The following is a 25,145-nucleotide window of genomic DNA, read 5'->3' on the forward strand; positions in this document are numbered from 1 at the left end:
TCAGGGTTCTTGCTTGAAAAAAGTTTCTCCAAAAACTTCTAGACTGCCAGATTTAAACTCAAAATATTCCTCCCATCCAATAAACTTTTCCTGAGTTTTTCCCAAATAGCTGTCCCCGTACCAATGTTCTAACTCAAAGCTGAGATACTGGTTAAACCGTACAAAAAGACGCTCATTTTCCTCTTGAACCACTGCCTCTCCATACATGGGGTGTAAGTAAGAGCCCATTAATTCCTTTTTTTCCAAAGAGGGAGAATTAGCGGGATTTCTATCCTTGGCTTTTTGATCCTCCCATTCTTGGATGAATTGCTTGGCTGGATTGATGGCCAATTGTGAATGATCTCTACTGTTATCTTGGAAGGCCCAAAGATCTATTGCCTTATAGAACAAACTGCGCCAAAGCTCTGCCCAATCCCGATTGCATAGGGTGAAAAAGGCCAGTTTTTTGGAAGGAGCAAATCCCACTTGCGCATTGAGACCTTCGATGCTTCCGGGATGGTAAACCACTTTTTCACCCCGATAATCGTGCAAGAACCAGCCTATACCGTAATTCCGAAAATTGGATTGAAGTCCGGCATATAAAGGGTCCATTTCTGGAGCATTTTCTATTGTATGTGACTGAGTTAAATAGTGAAAGGATTCGGATGTGATCAATTGCTTTCCTCTGTAGGTACCTTCTCCGACCAAAAACTCCAAGAAATGTTCCATATCCTCCATGCAAGACCAAATATTCCCTGATGCTCCCATTTGATCGGCCAAATTAAGAGGGTGAGGGATCCACTGATCGTTTTGATACAAATAGGGCGTAGCATAATTGCCGTAGGGCAACACGTCCACCGCCCGAGCAAAACTATGATCCATTTCCAATGGCTTAAAAATACTTTCTGCCACGAACTCACTCCAATGCTTGCCGGAAACAGCTTCGATCACTTCTCCGGCAATCACATAGAGCATATTGTTGTACTCAAAACCGGCCCGAATGGGATGAACCTTTTCAGAATGCGAATAGCGTGAAAGCATCTCTTCAGTGGAAGTGCTATCCAAGGTCCAAAGCAAGTCATTTGAGGCTATGCCCAAATTGTGAAGAAATAAGTCCTTGATTCGGGCATCCTCAGTGATACAGGCATCAGAAAGCTTAAAATCAGCATAATGATCCTTTACCTTATCGTCCCAGTCCAATTTCCCTTGTTCGACCAGCATAGCCATGGCAATTCCTATAAAAGGCTTGGTTGCTGAGCCCAGATTAAAAACCGTATTTCGATCCACCAGAAGTTGATTTTCAATGTTTTTCAACCCATGAACTTCACTGTAAACCAAGCTATCCTGATAATATACGGCCGTGATCATACCGGGAACTTGACGTTGCCTCATACCGGCCAAGACACTTTCTTCAAATTGACTGGAGAGGTCTTGCCCATGGATCGAAAAAACAATACTGATCAGGAAAAACAGAAAAAATGAAGATGTTCTCATCGCTTTTTCTTCTAAGCTTAGTGTTCAAAAGCTAAAGAGTCAATCCCAGAATTCAGGGATTTGACACCTTTGAGAGAAGTGAACCCTAGTTAAGTGAATAGAAAAAGCTATCCCAAAAAACCGCTTCAGAATGTTTGGCCGAAATAGTTTCAAACATTCGTTTTTTGATGGGTTTGGCATTGGGAAGGCTTACCAAAACAAAATAGCTGATGGCAACAATGGCCAGGATAAAAAGGCTTATAAAAACGTAGGAAATAATTTTAGGACAATCTTTCATTCTAAAAAGCATCGGTTTGTAAACCCCTAAACTCCTTATTTTCAATATTTTAATCAATCCCAGAATTCAGGGGTATTTTCCTTACACTTTTTAGAATTTTATTTTTGAGGCATTTCCTTTACTCAAGTTCGGAACTATTTCCTCACAAAGGGCTGCACCTTTCCATAAGTCAAACTTCTCCAAAGCCACTCCAAAGGCCCGAAAAGGAATTTTTTCAGCCAAATAGGACTGATGACCAACTGGAAAACCCAAATGCCCAGTACCAAAAAATACAGTTGATAGTATTCCCATTCTGCATATTGATTGAGTCCGTAGCCAAAGAAAATCAGGGTGCAGATTACCGAATGCATCACATAATTGGTAAAAGCCAATTGACCCACCGCTCTTAACCCATTCATCAATTTTTTAAAATAGCCCTTTTGATAAAGAAGTATGACCACAGAGACATGTGCCATCATGATCAAAATGCGTTGAAAATCATAAATCAGCGGAACCCAGTTGATCGAATGCGTTTCAATATACTTTAAGCCTGCCTCCACAGAGTGGAAGTGAATGGTGTTGTAAACAAAGGAGAATATTACCAGCGGAAGTCCGATTCCGTAGCCTATCCAGATCGTTTTACGGTATTGTGCCTGCGTCCATTTCATGCTGAGGAAGCCCCATTTGAATAGCGCTATACCCAGCATCATCAGTGCCAGCATATCCCAAATCGAAAAAACCAAAAACTTAAACTGACCATCCCAGGCCTTTGGGCGCACATGGCTTGCCACCTCGGCATAGCTCCCTTTCATCAATGCCGTGTTTTCGGCTATTTCCTCTTTGTTGGGAATGTATTGCCGCTGCAGTTCCGTCCAAGTTTCGATGGCAGTAGTTTGGGTCTCAGAAAGAGATGAACCCTGCTCTTGTAATGCGATCACTTCCTTATATTCTAGGTATTTGCCACGAATATCCTGCATGAAAAGCGTATTGGCCACAAAGCCAATAACAGCGACAATTGGCACTCCCATGGCCAGATACTTGGGTTTCATCTTCCGGAAAAGGAAAGCCAACATGCCAATCAAACCATAGAAATATAAAATATCTCCCACCCACAGAATTAGATGCGCATGAGCCAAGCCAAAGAGCGTCAACCAAATCATCCGCTTGTAAAACAGCCAAGTGACCGACTTACCCGTTTTCTCCTTTTTGCTTGTAAAGAGAACAATACCTGCTCCGAATATCATGGAGAAAAGGGCTCTCATTTTTCCCTCAAAAAGGATGATATTGATTGCATGCGTCCAAAAATTGATACTGGAAGTATCTTGTGACCATGGCTCAGAAAAGTACTCCTCCATTGAAAAATAGGGAATATTCAGAATCAAAATTCCCAACAAGGCTACTCCCCTGATGATATCGATGATGGCTATTCGCTCCGTAAAGACGGCAGGTTTCGGAGCCTCTTCAATCAATTCTATTTCTTTGGTAGTTTCGAGTTCCATCTCTTTCTGTTTTAAAAAAAATGAAGATTCATTTATTGAGAGAGAAAAACAATCCCTGAATTCAGGGATTGTGCACTGAGGATCAGCTTCCTAGTTTTGGAAAAAACGCGTCGCATGTTTAAGTCATTTCTAACATTCTTTCTTTTCCTCCTCCTGTTTTCACCGGCTTTTGCCCAAAATTCCTGGCCGGACGGCAGCAAGCTTGAAGGACTTCGTCTGGTACAACGTGTTGAGAATATCCACGTTTATACTTCAGAAAATGCCCAGATGGACAGTCTCAGTTTGGCCTACCTACTGGATGCCAAGAGCTATTTTGATGGGCTTTTTGGATTGGATTTCCCCGTGGCAATTCTGTTTGTTTCCAATGCCGAATGGAATAGCTATGCCTACTATCCGCCACCCGGGATGCCACAGGCTTGGGCTGGAAATATTTTCTTGGGTTCTGATAAATCAATCGTAGCAATGCAGGCAGAGCAGCAACTGAAAAACTTGCCTCAAGCCCAGTTGGCTGAATTGCAATCCCATTTCGGAGAGCCTTTAAACCTGGATTTGTTTTACCGACATAATGTGGCCATCCATGAGTTAGGACATCTCTACCAGTTTTATGAGGGATTTCGGGGACAGCGAAGATGGCTTCAGGAAGTTTTTGCCACTTGGGCTGCCAGAGCCTATCAGCTTCAGTACCAACCCAAACTTGCAGCGGCAACTGTAGCCTATGCGCGAATCGGTTCGGGGCTTCATTTTCCGCAAATCAAACATACCTCCTTGGATGATTTTGAAGCACTTTATCTCAATGGTCTTGGGCCCCAGAATTACGAATGGTACCAATTTCAGTTGTTTAAAAAGGTGGTTCAATTGCATGAGAAGTTCGGGGAAAAGGGGCTTATTGATTTGCGGGAATTTTTGGTCCAAACGGATGTGAGGACTACTGAAAAAATGGAGGATCTCCTGCTTCGAAAAACCTTAGAAGAAAAACTAGGCGAAGAAATGACGGAGTGGCTGTTGATCTGGGAATTTTGAATCTAATTCCAAGATCAAAATCAAAACTGATTTAATTTATAGACCAATTCCGCCGTATTTTTCGCTTCCAGCTTGATCAGCAAGTTTTTGCGATGGGATTCTACGGTATTGAAACTGATATTCAGCTGGTCGCTGATACTTTTGGTGCTGTGCCCTTCAGAAAGCAGCTGTGCAATTTCCTTTTCTCTTGAAGATATCCGGTTTTTGGCCCGAATAATTTGATATCGGTCAGGTTTGGCTCGGAAATACGTGGATTTTATCTGAAGCAGCTTTTCCCTGAGGGAAGTTTCAATCAATTGAATTTCATGTTCTGATTTGTTTCTTATATCAATCCAGGAGCAAAAGACCAAATAAGAGATGGGATCAAACACCTTTGAATCCAAAAGAACTGCATTGTAATTGACGGGTATTTCTTCCTTTTCAAGATTATAAACGGCTGCATTAATATGCAATAACTCCTCTGCAAAAAGATATTCGGGATGGTTTTGTATGGCCTCAGCCTGCGAATTCATGGTCTGGTAGATGTTTTCGATCAGATTAGGCGGAATGATACTGGTGAAAAACACCATTCCGTGTTTTTCAAAATTTTTAAAGGAATGACCCGTTACCTGCTCGATACTCGGGCTGAGATACATAAAATCATGGGTATATAGCCAAAAGAGTCCGTAAAATGTATCCGGCATGGCCTCTAATTCAGCTTGTAGGCCGTCTATTTGATTTTTTTCTGATTCGGATGTAATGGAAAGAGCTTCAGAAATTGACGAAAAGAACATTTTTTGGAACATTAAAATGTTTGCAATCAAATCTTTAGGAAGTTAATTTAATAAGAAAAAGTATTTGTTTAGATTAATTATAAAGATCTGGCACTTTCTTTAGGCTTTTTATCCCTGAATTCAGGGATTGTGTTCAGGGAGATTTTAAAGGATATTGACTTTTTGTCTTTCGAGTAAGACTTGTCCATCTTTTCCTAAACATGATAAGTACTGGTTATGCCTAAATTTTTCCTGATCTTTTCCTGGGTTCTATTGAGTAGTATCGTAACAAAAGCCCAAAAAAGGCTGTTTTTTAGCTCTTTTTCTCCGGAGACCTGGGAGATTTACCTTTCTAAAGATGAGGGAAAAAGTTTCTTTCCTCTCACAGACCAGCCCGCTTTGGATTATGACGCGAAAATTTCTCCGGATGAAAAATGGGTGGTCTTCACTTCTGAGCGAAGTGGGGTTCCGCAGCTTTATGTATTGCCCATTGATGGAGGGGCCGAAGCACGTCGTTTGGTTCAATCGGATTCATTCCAAGATCAAGTAGCTTTTTCTCCCGACGGGAATCAGATTGCTTTCGTTGCCTCTCATGAGGGCAATGCAGACATTTATTTGCTGGATTTTTTTCCGGACTCTACCCAGCATATTGCGCATGCAAAAAACCTCACCAATCATCCAGGAGGGGATTTTCGTCCCAGTTTTTCACCTGACGGCAGGTATCTGGCATTTTCCAGCGACCGTGGTCATGCCATCCAGCCTCATCCGGTTTTCCCTTTTGCCATGTTTCGGATTGGGGATCTTTACAGACTGGATCTGGAGCAAGATGAATTGATACGGCTCACGGAAGAAGCCTATTGGGATGGCAGTCCCATTTGGTCGGAGGATGGAGAAAAAATCTATTTCTACAGTGCCAGGAAAAATAACCAACCCGCTGTTTTCAAAATGAATCATGATGGGACTGACGTGCAGCAGGTGAGCGATTCCGGCCATTTGGGGATTTCCCCGAGTTTGGTTTCCTCGGCAAAAATAGCATATACCACCTTAGATGAACCCGCAGATCGGATTCATAATCTGACCTTGGATTTGGAGACTGGAGCCTTGGATACCCTCTATCGTGGCGAGCTGGACCTCTTCAATCTGCATGGGACTAAATCCGGCCTTTGGGTAGCCCACGGAGCCAAAACAGCCCGGGAAGTTGAGAGTAATCTAGGAGGATTTGCAGGGAATTTGATTGGAGCAGGGTTCCCGAGGATATTTGATCAAGACTCGATGAATTTGGAATTGATTGCAGTTAGACGGGGATTTGTGGCACCTCCTGATCCGACTGGCCCCTACCTCGTATATGAATATTTAGACCTAAATGATCCAGTCAATAGTTTTTTTGAAGCAAGTACTCCCTGGTTTTGGCCTGCTTTGGGATTGCTTCTGCTTGGAATTTTTATGGTCTTTAGAGGGATTTTTCTCGGCATCCATAATCGAAAAAAGGTAAAAATTTGGAAGTTTTTGCTTGCCAGTTTGGTCCTACTCGTAACCTTAATCTTGGTTCTAGGAATTTTTGTAAACTTCTTTTTTATCGATCTGCCAAGTTTCGACCACTTGCTTCCTGTTGCCCTGATTGTTGCGGTAATACTGGGCATTCTAGCTAGTTGGGCTTATTTCAAAAAATCAACCTTGCAAAAACAGCAATCTCTCCGATCTAAGTTATTTGGCTTTCTTTTCATTGGTTTTGCTCCGATGAGTGTGCTGATGGGGTATTTGGGGATTTTTGGAGCTAACTTATTTCAGGTCCAAGCTGACCTGATCCGGGTAAACTATCAGACGCTTGAAACCGAAAAAATCCATGTTTTTGAGCCAAATTATGGAGTTCATCCGGCATTCAGTACCGTAATCGACTTGAAATACCTAGCGGATGGATCGGGCCTGTCTTTCACTACAGGGATTTTTAGGGGAGAAAAAAACAGTAAAGGCACCATTTGGCAGTATGATTTTGAGCAAAAAACTCAATCCAAATTGACAGATTCGGATTGGAATAATGGCTTTGGGGATCTGTCCTTATCTAAGGAGACCTTTGTTTACCGAAGTGACAGGGAGGGTAATAATGATATTTATGTGCAGGAAAATGGGAAAATTCTGAACCTGACTTCCAGCCCTAACAGAGAAAACTTCCCTGTGATTTCTCCGGATGGAAACAAAATCGTTTTTGTAGGCGATCAAAATGGGAAGGATGTGGGCAAAGGGATCAAAACCATGGATTTGTATCTGATCCAGCGCGAGGGCGAAGGCTGGTCAGCACCTGAGCAACTCACCTTTATGCAAAGTCAGACGGGCCATCCCCATTTTTCTCCTGACGGAGAGTGGATCATTTACACAACCGAAGAGTATGGCATCAATGACGAGCAGCCCCTTTCCCAGAGTTTTATGTTCTCCCCGCAGCCCTACGGAGAAATCGTCGCTCTGCGCTTGCGGGATCGCAAAAAAGTCAAACTCACCCATAATAAGTGGGAGGAAGGAGCTCCACTTTGGGTAAGGGGATTGGAGGATTAGCTTTTCCCTTGGCGGACTATTTGGAACGTCTAGTTTGCTTGCTTTTATCCGGGTTTTTCTACTTTTCCCAAATAGACAGAATCCGAAACAAAGGTTTTTTTCATCCTTGTCTTTTCTTGGCTAAAGGCCAGGTAAATATGCCAGGTTTTTTCACTGGGATAGTCTGCTAGGGAAAGAATGGCCTCTCCTTTTTGCCTGGGTTCTGCCTCTTTTTTCCAAACCCGGACCTCCTCTTCCATGCCAATTGCAATCAATAAGGAGCGGTCAGTTGGTAGTGCCGATCCGGTCCAGGAATTATCCGTCCAGGTGAATTTTATCCCTTCCTCTGTCCATTCTGCCGTGGCCCCTACTGCTCCTGTGAGCGTTCCGGCGCTCAATTTCAGCAAACTGGGATCAATGACCTTTTGATCCCCCTCTCGGACAAATGAATTTTTGGCCATATAGGCTACCGCCGCATGATAAGGTTGACGTGCTCCCTGCTTCATTTCCTGAAAACTATACCGAAGTAAGGGAACCAGGGTCCTTAGAAACTGATGGGTTTGCTTCATAACGGATTGAGATAATCGCTTCCTTTTGGAAGTTCGCTTTTTGACTGCCTTGCTTTGTTTGCCGGAAGCTTGCCTTACGTAGGTATTTCCCCCGGATTGGTAAAAAACCAGTCCACCGATTTTTCCAGTAATTCCCTTTAATAAAGGATTGACTACTCTTCCCATGTTCTTAATTGTTGATTTACAACATATTAACATCTTTAAAGGAGGAAACCTATAAAATGTTGAGTTCTTTTTGTAAATAACACCTATTCCTGACTTATATTTTATTACTTCAGATTAAGTAAAATACTGGATATATATTGGTGAGATATTGGTTAGGATGCTGATTTGAGACTATTATTCACCAAGTACTTGGGTGCTCAGGTGGAGGGGAAAAGGTAGGAGATAGTAGAGGAGCGCTAGGCTTCTTAATGCTAGACCTGTCAGGTTTTCAAAACCTGACAGGTCTTTTCAAGGGTTTGCGTGAATATTTCATGAGTTTTTATAAGTTGAATCCAATGCTGTTTTTTATCAAAAAATTGAACCATGGCTTTTACTGCAATTCAACTTAGGACTATCGAATCCATTCTGACCCTATGGAAAGTATCCCACCGTCCGGATGAAGAAGTACGTGATAAGGTGGATTTGGACTATACGGTAAAGGGGCAGGATATATTCCTGGAGGAAATCCGCCCAGTCTATCGGAATCCAGGGGAGATTGGCAGGTATCCTTTTGCTAAAATCAAATTCGAAAAGTCCACCGGGCTCTGGAAAATCTATTGGATGCGGGGTAATCTCAAGTGGTATCCCTATGAACCCAAACCTCAAGTAGGCAATTTGGACTTGGCTTTGGAGGAAATCATGAAGGATCCCTACCATTGTTTTTTTTGGTGAAATCCATCATTAAATACCTTAATTCAAAAAATACCCTATTTAAGGTATTTTTTAACTAATTATTTTTTGGTAAAATTCGATTTAAACTAATCTTTTTATGAGTTCTCATTTTTTAGTGATTGATTTTGAATTTCAAATTCCGGACAAATCCTGTCCCCAGATCTAAAAAATGAGCCTGAAGTTTTCCTAATCGATTAGATTTAAAAAATGAATTTTCCCCTAATGGCAAAAAAGACTACCCAAAAGATTACCAAATCCATGGAAGAAACCCTCTGGGATTCTGCCAATAAACTACGAGGCACCGTAGAAAGCTCGGAATACAAGCATGTCGTCCTCGGATTGATATTTTTAAAGTTTGCCTCGGACAAATTCGAAGAGCGACGTGCCGAACTGATTGCCGAAGGCAAGGAAAAGTACCTGGAGATGAAGGAGTTCTACAACATGAAGAATGTTTTCTTCCTCGCTCCGGAAAGCCGCTGGTCTCATGTGATGGAAAACTCCAAGCAGGATCAGATCGCCCTGATCGTGGATACGGCCCTGCATACCATCGAGAAAAACAACCCTTCCCTGAAAGGGGCCCTGCCGGACAATTACTTTTCCCGACTGGCCATGGACCCAAGCAAGCTGGCTGCCCTCCTGGACACCATCAATAATATCGACACCGTCGGGGACAAGGAAGAAGACGTAGTCGGCCGGATCTACGAATATTTCCTTGGACGCTTTGCGGCTGCTGAGGGCAAGGGAGGCGGGGAATTCTATACGCCTAAATCCATTGTGAACCTGATTGCCGAAATGCTGGAACCCTACAAGGGAAAGATCTATGACCCCTGCTGCGGTTCGGGCGGGATGTTTGTTCAGTCCATCAAGTTTGTGCAGAGTCATCAGGGCAATACCAAGGACATCTCCATCTATGGACAGGAGTTTACCGCGGTGACTTACAAACTCGCCAAGATGAACCTCGCCATCCGGGGCATTGCTGCCAATCTGGGCGAGGTACCAGCCAATACCTTTTTCAGGGATCAGCATCCCGACCTGAAGGCTGACTTCATTTTGGCCAATCCTCCCTTCAACCAAAGTCAGTGGCGGGAGAAAAGCGAACTGGAAGATGATCCGAGGTGGTCAGGCTTTACCACTCCGCCCACTGGCAATGCCAACTATGCCTGGATGCTGCACATGCTCAGCAAACTATCGGAAAACGGTACGGCAGGCTTTGTGATGGCCAATGGGTCCATGAGCTCCAATACCTCCGGGGAGGGAGATATCCGTCGCGAACTGGTCGAAAAGGACTTGGTGGACTGCATGATTGCCCTGCCGGGACAGCTGTTTTACACCACACAGATTCCGGTTTGCCTCTGGTTTGTAACCAAGAATAAGTCGAGACGCCCCCATCCTGAGGATCCTACCAGAGAATTTCGTGACCGAAGAGGAGAAACCCTCTTTATCGATGCGCGCCAACTCGGTACCATGATCGACCGCACGCAGAAGGAACTGACCAAGGAAGATATAGACCTGATCGCGTCCACCTATCACAACTGGAGAAACACCCCCTCGATCCCAACCCCCTCAATCCCCCTGAAGGGGGAAGAAGCGGGTGGGCTTTCCCCCCTTCAGGGGGGCCAGGGGGGCAGGGAGGGCTGGGTGGGTGATATACCCGGCTTCTGCAAGTCCGCTACCCTCTCCGAGATCGCTGCCAACGACTACGTCCTGACTCCGGGACGCTATGTAGGCATCGCTGAAGAGGAGGACAACGGAGAAATCTTCGAGGAAAAAATGATCGAACTGACCGCCACCTTCAAATCCCAACTGGCACAAGCCCAAGAATTGGATCAGGCGATATTGGAGAATTTAAAGGGATTGGGGTATGAGTGAGTGGAAGGATGGGCAATTAAATGAGATTGCAGAAATAATTATGGGGCAATCTCCCAAAGGTGAAGATGTTAACTCATTTGGAAAGGGCGTGCCTTTGCTAAATGGCCCGACTGAATTTGGATACAGTTATCCTTTGCCAATCCAATATTCTGACTCTTGTAAAAAGATAGCACCAAAAGGAAGTATTCTCTTTTGTGTAAGGGGATCTACTACTGGAAAAATGAATTGGGCAAATCAAAATTATGGGATTGGGAGAGGGCTTGCATCAATTACCCATAAAAAAGGTGAGAGCTTAAATGCTTTCTTAAAAGGAATTATTGATTATAACCTTCCTTCTCTTTTAGTATCTGCTACTGGGTCAACTTTTCCTAATGTAAGTAAAGATCAGATTAATGGTTTAAAGATTTCTATTCCCCCTCTCCCCGAACAAAAAGCCATCGCCCATATTCTAGGCACCTTGGATGAAAAGATCGAACTCAACCGCCAAATGAACCAAACCTTGGAGGCCATGGCCCAGGCACTGTTTAAGTCCTGGTTTGTGGATTTCGATCCGGTGTTGGATAATGCCATCGTCCAAGGCAATGAAATTCCGGAGGAACTTCAAGGGAAAGCTGCCAAGCGGCGCCACGTTATTGCGCCTGCCCGCCGTGGCGGGAGCGAGGAACGACCGAAGCAATCTCCCAACGATAAAGGGATAAAGCAATCTCAATCTCTCAAACCCCTCCTCCATACCAATCCCAGCTTAGCGGCTCAGTTTCCTGCATCTTTTGTCTTTAATGAGACACTTGGAAAGTGGATTCCGGAGGGGTGGGAGGTGAAGAAGGTTGAGGATATTGCGATGCCTAGAAAAGGAAAAAATATTACAAAAGACACGGTTGTACCTGGACAAGTACCTGTCGTTGCTGGTGGATTAGAACCATCAACATATCATAATGAATCCAACACAAATGCTCCTGTTATTACTATTAGTGCCTCTGGGGCAAATGCAGGCTTTGTCAATCTCTACCATAATCCAGTTTGGTCTTCAGATTCATCATTCATTGATAACACTGTAACTGATCATCTTTTTACAATGTATTTGTTTTTGAAAGGGAATCAGAAAATCATTTTTGACATGCAGGAAGGAAGTGCTCAGCCCCATATTTACCCAAGGCATATAGGTTCTCTAGAGTTTTGCCTGGCTCCAAAGGCCATACTCGAAAAATTCGAACTGATTATGAACGGTTATTTCAGAAAGATTAAAACTTCTAAAGCTGAGATCGAAACTCTGACCCAACTTCGAAATAGGTTGTTGCCGGAGCTGATTAGTGGGAGGGTGAGGGTTGTAAAAACTAAATAAAAAAAAGATGAAATTCCTTTTTCAAAGAGAACTATTTCGAATAAGAAAGTTTTTAGCTTCAAAGTCATTTGAAATAGCAAGAATTTTTAATGAGCCAATTCTGAAAAAAGAGATGGAGGAAAATCCTTCTATCCTTTCTATGGCACCAAAAGTTTTATTTGATCCAAAAGACTTAAAATTAATAAATCCTTACTTGTCTCAATTAAAAAAGGCAATGCTTGATAAGGATATTTTAAATATTGCAATAACAGGAAATTATGGTTCAGGGAAAAGTACGGTAATTAAGACATTTCAGTACCAAAATCCACAATATAACTACATAAATATTTCATTAGCATCTTTTAAAGAGCAATCTGACAATAATGAACTTGAAAAAAAATTAGAAATAAGTATTTTACAACAAATTTTTTATCATGTAGATCCATCAAAAATTCCAGATTCTAAATTTAAAAGAATCAAAACATATGGATGGGGAAAATTAGGCTTAATTTCATCAGTTTTATTTTTATGGATTTATTCCGCATATGCGATTATTAATTTTGATTTATTAAAATGGTTGAACCCTTCAAATTGGAGATTCAATCAAGACTTTGAAATACTAACACTTGTATTTTATTCTATTTTTATCTCAGGTTTGATATTAATTATGAAAGACATTATTAGAGTCTGGTCAAATTCTAAGATTAATAAAATTAATATTAAAGGTGAATTAGAAATTGGAGAAAAAGCAATTAAATCAGTATTTAACGAACATTTGGAAGAAATACTATATTTCTTTGAAAAAACGAATTTTAATACAGTCATTTTTGAAGATCTTGATCGTTTTGAAAATACACAAATATTTACAAAACTAAGAGAGATTAATACACTCTTGAATAACTTTGAGTCAATTAGTAATAGACGTAAAATTAAATTTATTTATGCTGTAAAAGATGAAGTCCTTACAGATAAAAAGCATAGGGTAAAATTCTTTGATTTAATTATTCCAATAATTCCATTTATTAATCAATCAAATGCATCAGAACAATTAACAAATTTAATTCAGAAAAGCGGATTACAAAATTCACTTTCTCCCGAATTTAAAGACGATATAATGACCTTTATTAATGATATTGACATGAGGTTATTGATAAACATATTTTTAGAGTATAATGTATTTAAAGAAAGCATGAGCCCTGACTTAAATCAAGATCAATTATTCGCTCTGGTGACATATAAAAATCTATTTCCAGAAGATTTTGCCAAATTATATAGAAATGAAGGTGATCTTTATCAGGTTTTAACAGATAAGAATATATACCTTGATTCCCTAAAAGAAAAGGTATTAAAAGAAATTGAATCAATTGAAAATCAAATTAGAGAAATCGAAAAGGAAAAAATTGATAATCTTGAGAATTTGAAAAGAATATATTTTTCTAAAATAATAGAAACCTATCCAAATATTACCGAAATATCTTTATCAAGCTTAATTCCAATTGGAGAATTACTTAAAGATGAGTATTATAACCAATTAGTTGAATTAAATGAAGTGCCCTATTACTTTACTCAACATTATTCAGACACCCATTACAGAAAAAAGCGCGGCAATTTAAGGTTCTCGGAGGTTGAAAACTCAATTTTCTCTGATAAATCCTACAATGAGAGGAAAGAAGCAATTCGAGATAAAGACAATAATCTAATTAATTTAAGAAACAAGATAAAATCCTTAAACCAAAGCTTAATTAGCTTTGAATCTTTGAGTTTGGCTGATATTTTTCAAGAAATATCTCTAGAAGATTATTTGTTTGGAGACACTGATAATGATTTGGTTAAAAATTTGATAATCAATGGTTACTTAAATGAAAACTATCAAAATTATATATCCATTTTTCACGATGTTAGCATAACAGAAAGTGATTTCAAATTTTATAACACATTATTAACAGGAGGTAAACTTCCTTTTGATTTCAGATTAACCAAAATAGAAAATTTAATAAAGAAAATAAGCAAAAAGTACTTTTCTAGATATTCAATACTCAATTTTGATGTTTTAGATTTCTTGATTGTCGAATCAAATTACTTAGAACAAAGGAATCTGGTTTTTAATTATTTGTCATCTGGAAATGAAAACGCCATTAAATTTATCCATTCTTACATTAATAGAGATAAGAACTTAGATAGCTTTATAAATATTATTTGCAATTCTTGGGAAGGCTTTTGGGATAACATTAATTCCATGAATTTTACAATTGAAACAAAGGATTTATATTTTAAGCATATTATAGAATTTGGTGAAGTTGCGGACGTAATTAAATTTAATAATGGCACACACTCTTTAATTGAATTCATTCAAGATAGGGGCAATTTTTTCGAACTTGTTAACAATGTTATAAATAAGCAAAAAGTTAAAATAATCTTAGATAGGTTAGATATAAAATTTCTAAAAATAGAGCGACAAGACTCATTAAATAAATGGATTTTTGATTATGTATATGACAATAATTATTACGAAATAAACATTCATAATATAAATATTTTATTAAACAATAATATAAACAATAGCTCTATTTATACGAGCATATATAATTCAGATTTGCTCGCCTTGTTACACTACGTTAAAACTAATATTAATCATTTTGTCAGTAAAGTACTATTGATGTATAGTGAATCTATGCAAGAGTCCTCTGTTGCACTAATAGACCTTTTAAATAACTCTGATCTAAATCTAGATTTAAAACATAGAATTATAAAAAAACAAAATGGTTTTGTGGAACAGCTTTCTGAGATCTCCAATCTAGAGGTGAAAAAACTATTATTGAAAGAATTAAAAGTAATTCCCGAATGGATGAATGTTGTTGACTATTACAATTCATTAGAGAATGAGACGGACTTAGATGATATATTATTGGACTACCTTAATAATTTAGCTGTATTCAAAAAACTAGAAGACTCAACAATCAGCCCAGTTAGTAATGCAACAAATGATGAGGTTGAAGGGTTAGTTGAAAAAATTCTTCAATCAAGTAATTTAAGTGATGAAAGTTTTATTGCTTTAAGAAAATCTGTTCCATTTGAATACGCATGGCTTGATTTTGATAAACTCTCTGAAGTGAAAGTTAAATATGCTATCGATTCAAAGTTAATTTATTTGGATATTGATGGTGCCAAAAAATTAAATGAAACTTATCCTGAACTTAGGATAAGTCTATTTGAAAAATACCAAAATGAATTTTTTGAATATTTCTCCGATTTGGATGTTTCTGCAGAAGAAATTGTGCAATTATTAGATTCAAATGAATTTGAATTCAAGAATAAATTTGAACTTATTAAAGTAATGAATCAAAGTCTTCTAATTGAAAATTCTAAAATTGCTAGTCGTTCGTGCGATATTTTGGCAAGTTCTGAGTACTATCCTTTAAGTTTTGCTCAACTTGAATTTATGTTTAAATTTAATCTTAATTGGGAATCTAAAATAGAAATGTTGATTACTCACTTCAAAACACTAGACTTTGATGAAATTCAATCTCTTTCAAAAAGATTGACTCCAGATGGTTATTACTCTAAATTATTCCAAAAACAGAAAAAACCTACTTTTGATAAAAACGCTTATAATGAAGCTTTTTTTGAGTTGTTAGAGAGTAAATCCTTTATAAGGAGCTTTGGTATTAGTCCTTGGGATAAAAATAAGTATAGGGTAATAGCAAATTATTAATAGCTAGAACTTTTCTATTTTAACTAATGAAATCCACCGAATCCCAACTAGAACAGGTATTTATCTCGCTTTTGGGGCGCAGGGTTATCCCTACGTGCCCGGGGAAGAGATTGTCCGATCCCAAGAGGAAGCATCCTAACCCAAAAAAGGGAAAGAACTAAAAGGCTTGCAAAATCAAGATTTAAAGCTCATTTCTATCGTCCTTTTCCAAAGTATTGTATCTTGGCTATATGATCACACGAATTGAAATACAGGGCTATAAAAGTATTAAGTCGCTGGAAATTGACCTAAGACCCATCAATATTTTATTGGGAGGAAATGGGGTTGGAAAAAGCAATTTCATTTCGATTTTTTCGCTAATCAGGAATATCTACAATCAGAATTTTCAGAACTACGTCCAAAAAAAAGGCGGGCCTGATAGCCTCCTACATTTTGGAAGGAAGACTACTGATGCGATTTCCCTTGCCATTTTTTTTAAAGATAAATTAAATTATGAAAACAAGTTTTTGGTAGAGTTGGAATTGGGGCAAAACAACTTGTTTATCAGGTCTATTTCGACCGGATATAAATGGTCCACTGGCTGGAAGGAAATAGAATATGAGCGGAATATCGCTGAGTCTAAGTTTTCTGAGATCAAAGGCACTCAGGCACCGCATGTAAACAAAAGATTAAAAGAATTTGATGTTTACCATTTTCATGATACCAGCGACACCTCACCCATTAAAGGGTTGTCTGATCTCAAGGACAACCATTATTTAAAACGGGATGGGTCCAACTTAGCGGCATTTCTCTACTACCTCAAAATGAAAGAACCCAAACATTTCAAAAGAATTGAAATGATGGTTAAGTCTATTGCGCCATTTTTTGACCGATTCGATCTTGAACCGAACTTCCTCAATGAAAATAAAATAGAGCTTGAATGGAAGGAAGTTGGCTATCCTGACAGCTATTTTAATGCCTATCACCTTTCTGATGGTACGTTGAGATTTATTTGTTTGGCGACCCTGCTTATGCAACCCAATCCACCGGAAACCATCATCATCGACGAACCGGAACTTGGTCTTCATCCTGTTGCAATCAACAAATTGGCTGCAATGATTAGGAAGGCATCAGAAAAAGTACAGGTTATTCTATCTACTCAATCTACCAATCTGATCGATAATTTTAGCCCGGAAGACATCATAGTAACGGATCGGGAGGGAAGTGAATCTGTATTTAAGAGGTTAAGGAGTGAAGACCTTTCTTCTTGGTTGAATGATTATACACTTGGAGATTTGTGGGGGCAAAATAAACTTGGAGCACAACCCTACAGCGTTTGATGAAGCGATTAGTTTTTATTGTTGAAGGGGACACAGAAATAATTTTAGTCCAAAATCATATCGTTCCCTATCTGATTGGATTAGGTTTCACTATTTCAATGCATGCTCAGACGATCACAACCAATCGAAAGCAACACAAGAAAGGAGGGGTTACAGATTATGCCAAATTCAAGAACGAGGTAATCCGAACTTTTGCCCAAGGAAATGTGATTATTACCACGCTGATAGATTTTTTCAGACTTCCGAATGACTTTCCCGGATATACTTCCAATTCTAACCTAATTCATCAAGTCGAGGCGTCGATTCATGAGGATTTTGGAAACAATCCAGATTTTATTCCTTACATCCAACGCCATGAATTGGAGGCATTGATGTTTTCGGGAAGGGAAGGTTTTGAATTGGTGATAGATCAAGGTGATCAACTAGCAAAAATTGATCAAATTCTGAATACCTACTCTAATCCGGAGGATATCAATAACGATCCTGAAACAGCTCCATCTAAGCGGTTGATCAAGATTTTCGGATACGACAAAACAGGAGACGGCGAAATGATTTTGGAAATGCTTGGGATTGACCAGATGCTTCAAAAATGCCCAAGATTTAAAGAGTGGATTGATAAACTCATTCAAAAACTTTCGGAATGAAATTCACTGAATCCCAACTCGAACAGGTATTTATCTCGCTTTTGGAAACGCAGGGTTATCCCTATGTACCCGGAGAGGAGATTATCCGATCCAAGGAGGAAGTTCTGATTCGGGAGGATTTGCAGCGATTTCTCAAGGAGCAGTATGCCGAGGAGCGAATCACTCCCAACGAGATTTTTGGTATTATCCGTGATCTGGAAAAGTTGCCTGCCTCCGATCTCTACGAGACCAACAAAACCATTATGCATTGGGTGCGGGATGGCTTTCTGCTGAAGCGTGAAGACCGAAAGCAGAAAGACATCTACATTTCCCTGATTGACTATCAGCATCCCGAGCGCAATATTTTCAAATTTGTCAATCAGTTGGAGATCCAAGGCTTTGAACGCCGGATCCCTGATGGGATTCTTTATATCAATGGACTACCCTTGGTCGTATTTGAATTTAAATCTACCATCCGGGAGAGTGCCACGCTTTTTTCGGCCTATGATCAGCTGACCAATCGCTACCGAAGGGATATCCCGGACCTGTTTAAGTACAATGCCTTCTGCGTGATCTCCGACGGGGTCAATACCAAGGGGGGAAGCTTCTTTGCTCCTTATGAATTCTTCTATGCCTGGCGGAAAATCGAAGGTTTGGACAAGGAAATTGATCCAAAGACCGGAAAGTCCACCCAAGTCCATGGAATTGACAGTCTCTACACCTTGGTCAAGGGTATGCTGGATCAAAGGCGACTGATCGATATCATTCATAATTTTATTTACCTCCCAGATACCTCTAAGCGGGAGGAGAAGATCGTGTGCCGCTATCCTCAGTATTATGCAGCGACCAAGCTTTTTGAAAATATCAAACTCCATCAGCATCCCCATGGAGACGGCAAAGGTGGTACCTACTTCGGGGCGACGGGCTGTGGGAAGAGTTTTACCATGCTCTACCTGACTCGATTGTTGATGAAGTCTGTGGACTTTGCCAGTCCGACCATTGTGCTGATTACCGACCGAACGGATCTGGATGATCAGTTGAGCGGACAGTTTACCAATGCCAAGCGCTTTATCGGGGATAATGTGATCAAGAGTGTGGGAAGCCGGGCCGAGTTGCGGGAAGAACTCAAAGGGCGAAACAGCGGAGGGGTATTTCTGACCACCATCCACAAGTTTAATGAAGACACCGAGCTCCTGACCCAGCGCAGCAATGTCATCTGTATATCTGATGAAGCCCACCGCAGTCAGACCAATCTCGATCAGAAAGTACGGATCACCGAAAAGGGCGTGAAAAAGAGCTTTGGTTTTGCCAAGCACCTCCACGACTCCCTTCCCAATGCGACCTATGTGGGCTTTACCGGTACTCCGATCGATGCGACCATGGATGTGTTTGGAGAAATTGTAGACAGCTATACCATGACCGAGTCCGTGATGGATGAGATCACGGTACGAATAGTTTATGAGGGCAGATCCGCTAAGGTGTTGGTGGAAAACCAAAAACTCCAAGAGATCGAGCAGTACTACAAAATGGTCGCGGAAGATGGAGGGAATGAATACCAGATCGAAGAAAGCAAAAGACAGATGGCCCAGATGCGGACGATCTTGGGGGATCCGAGCCGAATCCAAGCCATTGCGGTTGACTTTGTACACCATTACGAAGATCGGGTAGCAGAAGGCAGCACCATTGCTGGCAAGGCCATGTTTGTATGCAGTACCCGGGAGATTGCCTATCAGTTATATCAGGAGATTTTAGCACTTCGCCCAGACTGGGGAGAGATCCGGATCACTGAGCCGGGCACAGAACTTTCGGAGAAAGATAAGCGAGAGCTCAAGCCTTTGGCGAAGCTGAATATGGTCATGACCCGAAGCAAGGATGACAAACAGGAGCTTTGGAACTTGCTGGGGACGCAAGAATATCGAAAGGAGCTAGATAAACAGTTTAAGAACATCAAGAGCAATTTCAAGATTGCCATCGTAGTAGACATGTGGCTTACTGGATTTGATGTACCCTTTTTAGATACCATGTATATCGACAAACCCCTGCAGCAGCACACCTTGATTCAGACCATTTCGAGAGTTAACCGGAAGTTTGAAGGAAAAGAAAAAGGCTTGGTGGTGGACTACATCGGGATCAAGAAGCAGATGAATCTGGCACTGAAGCAATATTCCAAAGTGGACAGCCAGAATTTTGAAGATATCGAACAGTCCATTGTGGTGGTCAAAGATCACCTGAATCTGCTGGAGGCTGTCTTTCATAAATTTGATTCCGGAAAGTACTTCGAAGGAAGTCCTTTGAAACAGCTAAACACCCTGAATCAGGCCGCTGAATTTGTCCAGCTCACCCAGCAATTGGAGCGGAGATTTATGAATTTAGTGAAGCGGATGAAGGCAGCATATGACATTTGTTCGGGAAGTGCTGTGTTCAGCAATTTTGAAAAGGATCGAATTCATTTCTACATCGCGGTGCGATCCATTGTCTTTAAACTCACCAAAGGAGAAGCTCCGGATACCGATCAGATGAATGCCAGGGTGAGAGCGATGATTCATGAAGCTATCATCAGTGAAGGTGTAGAGGAGATTTTTAAACTGGGGGAAGAAGATGAGAAAGAGGTAGATATTTTCGAGGCGGACTATTTGGCTAAAATCGACAAGATCAAGCTTCCAAATACCAAGATCAAGCTACTCCAAAAGCTGTTGGCCAAGGCTATCGATGCTTTCAAGCAGGTAAATCGCGTGAAAGGGATCGAATTCTCTAAGAAAATGCAGCAGCTGGTCGAGAAGTACAATGAGCGCAAGGAGGCTGATGTTTTGAGAAGCGAGGTATTGGAGGAATTCACAGATGAAATCATAGACCTCTACTATGCTATGAAGAAGGAGAAAGACTCTTTTGCCGAGTTGGGGATTGATTTCGAGGAAAAGGCCTTTTATGATATTCTCAAAGCCTTAGCGATCAAGTATGACTTCGTGTACCCTGAGGACAAATTGATTCACTTGGCCCAGCAGGTAAAGGATGTGGTAGACGATAAGGCCAAGTACACCGACTGGAGCAAGCGGGATGATATAAAGGCAGAACTCAAAGTGGATTTGATTATTCTATTGGCAGAAAACGATTATCCTCCGGTAGATCGGGACGAGGTGTACAAGGAGATTTTTGAGCAGGCGGAGAATTTTAAGAAGTATAACTCCTAGAAAGAGGAAGGATTTTGCAAGGCTGGTACTTATCTTTTTGTCTATTTTCTTTTCCAATACATTGTTTTAAAAAGATTGCCATCGGCTGGCTTCAAAGCAACTTCAGGCATCATTAGATTTTTTATTCCAGACTTTAGGCTCAAAAATCAATAAAACCAATTCTTCTTCCAGCCCAGATCCTGGGAAGCATAGATACTGGATTTTCCGCTGGCTACATAGGCGGCCTAACAGGCAATACCCAGATAGATTCCAACTTCCCAGCCAAAGAGTTCGGGCAAGTTGAAGCCCATTGGTTTATTTTAAGTCAAAGTCAGGCTTGAATCAAAAATCCCTTTTATTAAAAACCCGGGCTGTTGAAATAGTGGGAATCAATATCCAAAGAGCCAATGAACCGATTGCCACCGACACTCCTGATCCAGATGAGAAAAACTGCTGGAAAAAGGCTCCTGTATAGCCCATCAAAGCCGAAATGTCCAATTGCATCAGCATTAGAATTCGTCCCAAATCTACGGGGTTGAGCATGACAAGTGCCAATGTCGTTTTTTCCAAAGGATAATCCGCAAAGCTGTAAATGATGTACAAGACCAGTCCGTCGTAAACTAGGGAAAAGTAAATCCAAAGGGCCAGGCTAAGCCCAATTGCTTTCGCTTTATCCCTGGAAAGTACACTTGCCCAGAATGCAAATCCCGTGAACACGGTACTTAAAATGACTCCAACAGCCAATAGGGTCAACAAACTACTATCAGCTCCCCAGAGAATCATCGGCAATCCAAATCCCAATATCAGGGAAAGGCTCAGCATAATTATTACTGCCAAAAGTTGGCTACTAATCACGTGAATGCGCTTCACCGGCTGCGCAAGCATCAGTTCTATAAACTCCAGATTATTGTAAAAATGAGTGGTGGCAAACACTGCCGAGATGAGTGGGATAAAAAGGATCATGATGTTCATCAGACTGAGAGAAACTTTGCTCAGGTCGTCTGAAACTTGGTAAATCGAAATCGCCACCAAGGCCAAAAACACGGTATAGATGATGGCAAAGCGGGATTTAAGAATATCGTAAAGTGCGTATTTCAGTAACTTAAACATGGCTCAATTGGGGATTAGTTGACTTTTTTTTTAGGGTCCACTCCATCAGCCTGGCGATGGCAGGGGAAAACTTACTTTCTCCGGTGATTTCCTTCAGTTCCTCTATGGTATCGGAGAAAAAGACCTCGCCTTCGTAAATGTAAACGGCCCGGTTGGTGAGTTCCTCCAGGTCACTTAGAATATGGGAAGTAATCAGAATCAGCTTTCCTTTTTCGCGTTCCTTTTTGATTTTGGCTTTGAACAATTCCACGGCAATCGGATCCAATCCGGCTGTAGGTTCGTCAAGAATGAGGATTTCCGGATTGAAGAGAAATGCCAAGGCCGCGGAGACTTTTTGTCGGGTTCCACCTGAGAGGGTGCCCAGTGCTTTTTCTTTCATCTCTTCCAATCCAAAAGCCTCCATCAGGTCCAAATCGTAAGTTTTGATCTCAGGACGCATGTCCTTCATCATAGAGAAAAGCTGTCCTATCTTCATATTGGAGGGGTAGTGGCCGATCTGAGGCATATAGCCGATCTGCTTGCGGTAGGTCACGTCACCTTTGATGGATTGGCTAGCGACAGTGATGTCTCCACTGTCCGGGATGACCATGCCGAGGATGGTTTTGATGAGTGTGGTTTTGCCTGAACCGTTTGGACCCATTAGGGCGTAGCTGTTGCCTAGCTCAAACTCCAGATTGAATTCCTTTAGCACCTGTAGCTTGCCAAACTTTTTGGATATGTTTTTAACCGAAATCATAGGGTCGCATTTTAGGGGAGTGATCGATCATTTCATTGGGAGTCATGGTGGGAAGGATTTTCTCCATCTTATCGAGAAGTGTCACCATAAAACTCCGCCAAAGCATCACCGAAGCGGGGATTTTCTCAACAATCACACTGTATAAGTTGATGGGACGATAGGGCACATCACCGATTTTGTCACGGTTGAGATCATAGCCCTCGTACTTGTCCCAGTAGTTTTCTTTTAATTCGTTGAGAACCGTATTTCCATTGGTACTGATGTCAAAAGTGTTTCTAGTAAAGTTATTAGCCTCAAAGAGATTTTGGTCACAACTCGCCATCAGCTTGAGTGCCCAGCCGTTTTCCTTAAAGTTATTGTCCTTAAAGTCGATTCGGCTGCTGCCCTCCATGTAGATTCCCACTGTGTTTTTTTGAAAGACATTCCCGATCACTTTGCTATCGGAAATATCTTTGAGGAGAATCCCATAAGCACTGCTGCCCCAGTTTTCTTCAAAGCGGTTTTCCTGCATGGTTACGTTTTTGGTGTACATGACCGCTACTCCGGCACCATTTCTCCGGAAGGTATTTTTCAAGTAGGTATTGTCATGAGCAAACATGAAATGTAGGCCATAGCGCATATTTCCATGGATCAGGTTTTCTTTGGCCAGGGAGTTGGTCACAAATTCCAGGTAAATCCCATCCCGGTGACCCGAAACCTCATTTTTTTCAATCAGGTTGTCCTTGCATTTCCAAAGGTGAATACCATTTCCAACCTCAAACTCTCGTGAAGCAGAAGCTTTGATCTTGTTGTTTCGGATGGTTAGGTGAGAGGAGTTGGAGAAGTGAAGTCCAAAGAAAGTCTCTTCGAGTATATTGTTTTCGATGACACAGTTTTTTGAATCAAAGAATTTGATCGCGGCTGAATCATCCATATTTGACTTACCTGTGTTGATAAATTTCAGCCCCCGGATCAGCACGTTTTCGGCAGCTACCAGGAAAATATTTCCTTTGCCTTCACCGTCCATCACGGGGTAATTTTCCCCGATCAGACTCAGTGGCTTTCGGATTGTCACCGCTGAAGCTTGGTAATTTCCCGGAGAAAAAAACAAAGTGTCCCCTGGTGTTGCACGATCCACCGCAGCTTGAATAGATTGACCGGGCTTGAGGATGATCTTGGCCGCCTCTGCAGAAAACCCTAGAAAGATCAGCGTCAAAGCCAATAGAAAGAGTCGTTTCATGGCTATTTGAATTGAGTGGTGAGCTCTCCCCAAGCGAGGTAAACGCCCCCATTTTTGGTTTTAAATTCTTCCAAGAGGTCAAACTCCGGAAATGCCACGACATTGGAAGCCATAGGCGTTTTGAAGTCTGGTGACTTGAGGTAATGGGCGAAATTGGCATCGATCAAGGTACCGGGATTGAGGTAGTCCATGACGAGTATATGCTTAAAAGTCTGGGCTTTGCCCTCTTCAGAATCCATATAGCCCATCATACAGTTGACATCGTCAAAGATGAAAATCTTTCCTTTCTCAGTGACCAGTTCGGCTCCATATTTGGGATCCATGAGGGTCATTTTACAGTGATGGCAGGCATCCTGGCCCAAGAGGATGGGTCTTGGTTCAGAACTACAAGCTGCCAGTATCAGAAGAGAAATCAGTACTATCGGTAATCGTTTCATAGCAAGGGTTAATTAATGGTCATTAGGTCATTTAATCGATAAATTATTTTCCTTTTCGATCAAGGAACACCGCCAGAATCATCAATCCTGCACCTCCCATCAAAATCCAACTACCGATATCCGGGCCTGAATAAGCGAGAAAATTGAGGAGTTGTTTGTATCCAATGAGGGGTGGCTGGTAGCTCATGCCTTCTACTTTGATGGCGGCTTTGGGGTCAAGCTCGTGTCCGTATTCATAGCCCCAACGGTACATATCTATCAGGATGGCAATGCCAAAGAGAGTAATCAGTCCAAGGAAGGAATAAAGAGACCACTTTTTCCCAATCAGAAAAAAAGCGACTCCCAAACCGATCATTGCTCCCATGAAATATTTCAGGTAGGTGAATTCGGGAAACATCTCTACTCCGATGTGCCTCATTCCGATGTAGTGGTTGACCCCGTTGATCTGATCCACATTGCCACTGAGATGGTCTATCCAGATTTTCATATTCAGTCCTTCTGGATATTGTGGAGCCCAAAGGCTGATCTGCCAAAGCGGAGTGAAATAAGCGGGAACCAGAGTCAACACCGCTAGTAAAAGTAAGATCCGGTTGGAGGGACTAATGGATTTCATAGTTTTTGGGGAGAAAATCGCCGGTGGAATTTCCACCGGCGAAAGTGGATT

General features: G+C 41.2%; 18 protein-coding genes. 9 read left to right on the top strand and 9 right to left on the bottom strand.

Annotated elements, in window-relative coordinates; genetic code table 11:
• Both P2G54_RS01305 and P2G54_RS01310 read right to left on the bottom strand, forming a co-directional pair.
• Entirely contained in the window at positions 1-1,473 is a 1,473-nt protein-coding gene (locus tag P2G54_RS01305; protein WP_275867421.1) for a serine hydrolase, read from the bottom strand.
• 411 nt (positions 1,474-1,884) lie between these two features.
• The gene (locus P2G54_RS01310; protein WP_275867423.1) at positions 1,885-3,228 is read right to left on the bottom strand and encodes a DUF418 domain-containing protein; all 1,344 of its coding nucleotides are present in this window, start codon (positions 3,226-3,228) and stop codon (positions 1,885-1,887) included.
• Between the two features lie 114 nt (positions 3,229-3,342).
• Here P2G54_RS01310 and P2G54_RS01315 point away from each other — a divergent pair, with 114 nt between their 5' ends.
• Positions 3,343-4,248, top strand: coding sequence for a hypothetical protein (locus P2G54_RS01315; protein WP_275867425.1), 906 nt, complete (start codon positions 3,343-3,345; stop codon positions 4,246-4,248).
• A gap of 20 nt (positions 4,249-4,268) precedes the next feature.
• Here P2G54_RS01315 and P2G54_RS01320 read toward each other — a convergent pair whose 3' ends face one another.
• Positions 4,269-5,021, bottom strand: a complete 753-nt coding sequence (locus P2G54_RS01320) for a LuxR family transcriptional regulator (protein ID WP_275867427.1) — start codon at positions 5,019-5,021, stop codon at positions 4,269-4,271.
• A gap of 216 nt (positions 5,022-5,237) precedes the next feature.
• Between P2G54_RS01320 and P2G54_RS01325 the strand changes: the two genes are divergently transcribed.
• A complete protein-coding gene (locus P2G54_RS01325) occupies positions 5,238-7,547 on the top strand; it encodes a hypothetical protein (RefSeq protein ID WP_275867429.1) in 2,310 nt (769 codons plus the stop codon).
• 44 nt (positions 7,548-7,591) lie between these two features.
• On the opposite strand, the gene P2G54_RS01330 is transcribed toward P2G54_RS01325, so the two are convergent.
• The gene (locus tag P2G54_RS01330) at positions 7,592-8,260 is read right to left on the bottom strand and encodes a DUF6266 family protein (protein ID WP_275867430.1); all 669 of its coding nucleotides are present in this window, start codon (positions 8,258-8,260) and stop codon (positions 7,592-7,594) included.
• 363 nt (positions 8,261-8,623) lie between these two features.
• On the opposite strand from P2G54_RS01330, the gene P2G54_RS01335 reads away from it, so the two are divergent.
• From P2G54_RS01335 to P2G54_RS01365, 7 genes are all read left to right on the top strand, one after another.
• Positions 8,624-8,971 carry a DUF3024 domain-containing protein gene (locus tag P2G54_RS01335; protein ID WP_275867432.1) on the top strand — a complete coding sequence of 116 codons (348 nt, stop codon included), beginning with the start codon at positions 8,624-8,626 and terminating at the stop codon, positions 8,969-8,971.
• 207 nt (positions 8,972-9,178) lie between these two features.
• Entirely contained in the window at positions 9,179-10,840 is a 1,662-nt protein-coding gene (locus P2G54_RS01340) for a class I SAM-dependent DNA methyltransferase (RefSeq protein WP_275867433.1), read from the top strand.
• Positions 10,833-12,179, top strand: a complete 1,347-nt coding sequence (locus tag P2G54_RS01345) for a restriction endonuclease subunit S (RefSeq protein WP_275867435.1) — start codon at positions 10,833-10,835, stop codon at positions 12,177-12,179. The genes P2G54_RS01340 and P2G54_RS01345 overlap by 8 nt, the downstream gene beginning before the upstream one ends.
• Before the next feature lie 7 nt (positions 12,180-12,186).
• Positions 12,187-15,870 (top strand): hypothetical protein, encoded by a 3,684-nt coding sequence (locus tag P2G54_RS01350; RefSeq protein WP_275867437.1) that lies wholly within the window; start codon positions 12,187-12,189, stop codon positions 15,868-15,870.
• Positions 15,871-16,100: 230 nt separating this feature from the next.
• Positions 16,101-17,189 (top strand): AAA family ATPase, encoded by a 1,089-nt coding sequence (locus tag P2G54_RS01355; RefSeq protein WP_275867439.1) that lies wholly within the window; start codon positions 16,101-16,103, stop codon positions 17,187-17,189.
• Positions 17,189-17,833 carry a DUF4276 family protein gene (locus tag P2G54_RS01360; protein ID WP_275867441.1) on the top strand — a complete coding sequence of 215 codons (645 nt, stop codon included), beginning with the start codon at positions 17,189-17,191 and terminating at the stop codon, positions 17,831-17,833. Before P2G54_RS01355 ends, P2G54_RS01360 begins: the two co-directional genes overlap by 1 nt.
• Positions 17,830-21,000 carry a type I restriction endonuclease subunit R gene (locus tag P2G54_RS01365; protein ID WP_275867442.1) on the top strand — a complete coding sequence of 1,057 codons (3,171 nt, stop codon included), beginning with the start codon at positions 17,830-17,832 and terminating at the stop codon, positions 20,998-21,000. Before P2G54_RS01360 ends, P2G54_RS01365 begins: the two co-directional genes overlap by 4 nt.
• Before the next feature lie 321 nt (positions 21,001-21,321).
• Here the strand turns inward: P2G54_RS01365 and P2G54_RS01370 are convergent, their stop codons facing one another.
• The 5 genes from P2G54_RS01370 to P2G54_RS01390 are packed head-to-tail and all read right to left on the bottom strand — an operon-like array spanning position 21,322 to position 25,094.
• Positions 21,322-22,089, bottom strand: a complete 768-nt coding sequence (locus P2G54_RS01370; RefSeq protein ID WP_275867444.1) for an ABC transporter permease subunit — start codon at positions 22,087-22,089, stop codon at positions 21,322-21,324.
• Positions 22,082-22,825 carry an ABC transporter ATP-binding protein gene (locus P2G54_RS01375; protein WP_275867445.1) on the bottom strand — a complete coding sequence of 248 codons (744 nt, stop codon included), beginning with the start codon at positions 22,823-22,825 and terminating at the stop codon, positions 22,082-22,084. The genes P2G54_RS01370 and P2G54_RS01375 overlap by 8 nt, the downstream gene beginning before the upstream one ends.
• Entirely contained in the window at positions 22,812-24,044 is a 1,233-nt protein-coding gene (locus tag P2G54_RS01380; RefSeq protein ID WP_275867447.1) for a nitrous oxide reductase family maturation protein NosD, read from the bottom strand. The genes P2G54_RS01375 and P2G54_RS01380 overlap by 14 nt, the downstream gene beginning before the upstream one ends.
• 2 nt (positions 24,045-24,046) lie before the next feature.
• On the bottom strand, positions 24,047-24,481 hold the full coding sequence (locus P2G54_RS01385; RefSeq protein ID WP_275867448.1) for a nitrous oxide reductase accessory protein NosL: 435 nt from the start codon (positions 24,479-24,481) through the stop codon (positions 24,047-24,049).
• 43 nt (positions 24,482-24,524) lie between these two features.
• On the bottom strand, positions 24,525-25,094 hold the full coding sequence (locus P2G54_RS01390; RefSeq protein WP_275867451.1) for a hypothetical protein: 570 nt from the start codon (positions 25,092-25,094) through the stop codon (positions 24,525-24,527).
• Between the last annotated feature and the right edge of the window lie 51 nt (positions 25,095-25,145).

It is taken from the genome of Algoriphagus sp. CAU 1675 (genome assembly GCF_029222925.1).
Lineage (GTDB): Bacteria > Bacteroidota > Bacteroidia > Cytophagales > Cyclobacteriaceae > Algoriphagus.